Source organism: Halorubrum sp. SP9, assembly GCF_005435015.1.
Lineage (GTDB): Archaea > Halobacteriota > Halobacteria > Halobacteriales > Haloferacaceae > Halorubrum > Halorubrum sodomense.
The window spans coordinates 1-1,612 of sequence record NZ_SGXU01000094.1; the positions used below are offsets into that span (position 1 = coordinate 1).

The following is a 1,612-nucleotide window of genomic DNA, read 5'->3' on the forward strand; positions in this document are numbered from 1 at the left end:
GATATAGACGTACGCCTCGTCATCGAGGATGGCGACGCCATCGGCGGCGTCCTCAATCGCTTGTTGAAACGCACCGATGCGAATCTCCGAGTCGATCTCGCTTGTCGGGTCACGGGTCTGGGAGCTAATACGATCGAGTGCCGCGGCGAGTAACCCTGCTGCTCGCTCGAGAACATCACGGACAGCGGCCTCGTCCAACGCGGTCGCGAGATCGTGGTGATCCCAGCCAACCGATAGCACACGCTCGGAATCGAACGAAAAGTTCCTGACGCGGAAGCCAGCGGTTATCATCCGGTGCGATTGGTCCGGCCACCCCGTCAGTTCGAACCGGCGCATCAGCCGTGAAACATCGCTTGATTAGAGCTGCGTCTGGTGAAGGGATTCGATCCGACCGACCCGTATGGCGTTCGGAACCGAACAACGGTGGGGACGGCTGTTCCGGCGAGTAAGCATTCTCAAGGTTGCTAGCATGCTCGTTGCGGTTCCGCCACACGGTAATCGCTGTGTCCCCCAGTGTGGTACGGATCGCATTCAGTGTCCGATCAATAGCGCCGCCTACTGTCTCTTCCCGGTTGAGATCGATGCCGAGGTTGAACAGCGCGTCATCGGTCATCTCGTCACAGCTGGTCATCTGTCCGTGTTACCAGCGGTTCAGTCGAAGACGGCTGAGCGGTCAGGTCGTCAATCGATGTCTGAATGGCCCAGAGCTGCTCTACCACTGCCCAGAGCGGGTCGCCAAGTTTATTATCCGAAGTGTTGCTAGCGGCGGTCCAGACGTATTCTTCAGCCTCGGCGAGTGCCGCTGCCGCCACTTTGAGAGCCGCTTCGGTTGACTGTTGTGCGCGTGCGTCTGCTGACAGTCCATGGTGCGCTGGTCGTGAGCGGAACGTGTCTGCGTCGACGATCTTGATCCATCCGTCATGTGTAACAGTCACGAATACATCGCCGTATCGAAACGAAAGGGTCCCCTCTTCAATACGCGTTGTCGAACTATCTGGACCGCCAAACAGCAGGTTGATCGTGTCGGCGTTAATATATCTGTCGAGACGTCGAAGCTCTTTCGCATTTGTATTTTTAAACTCGGAGACAGCAGTGAATACTGCGTCGAGTGCTGACCGAGTAGTCGTCGGATCAAACCGGGTAACTAACGAGTTCGATTTCATAGGTCTGTAAACATACATAAATAGTGGATCAATATGTTTCGTTTCGCGGAACACTCCGGGTCTCATGGCCTATACCGGATATATACGTGTGCACAACTCTCGACAGACATCCGCTCGTACACTTCACGAGACAACCGCGATTATCGAACTAGTGACAGACTAACGGGCCTAGAGCGGAAACCCGCGTGACTCGATGGTCCCTTCGAGCCACGCGTTTTGCCTCTGACAGATACCTCACTTCGTCGATAGTGTCAACCTGGTCTAAGGGTCGACAGTGATCAATCAGTCGAAGAAAATTTATTTTCTTTGGCGGAACAGTCCGGTATCGAACAAAAGAATCGAATATTTGGGGGTGAGAATACCAGTAGACTGCTCTGTTGAATCCGCAGAAGGAATCGGGATCGAGTCGCTCTGTACTCGGTTCGGGAGCGCTGCCGAGAGAATTCAGA

At 54.6% G+C, this 1,612-nt stretch carries 2 protein-coding genes; both read right to left on the reverse strand.

Annotated features, from left to right (window positions below):
• On the reverse strand, window positions 1-336 hold a 336-nt coding region (locus EXE45_RS16535; protein WP_137694968.1), incomplete at its 3' end, for a hypothetical protein.
• 281 nt (window positions 337-617) lie between these two features.
• Complete coding sequence (locus tag EXE45_RS16540) at window positions 618-1,217, reverse strand: HalOD1 output domain-containing protein (protein ID WP_137694969.1); 600 nt, start codon at window positions 1,215-1,217, stop codon at window positions 618-620.
• Window positions 1,218-1,612 lie beyond the last annotated feature (395 nt).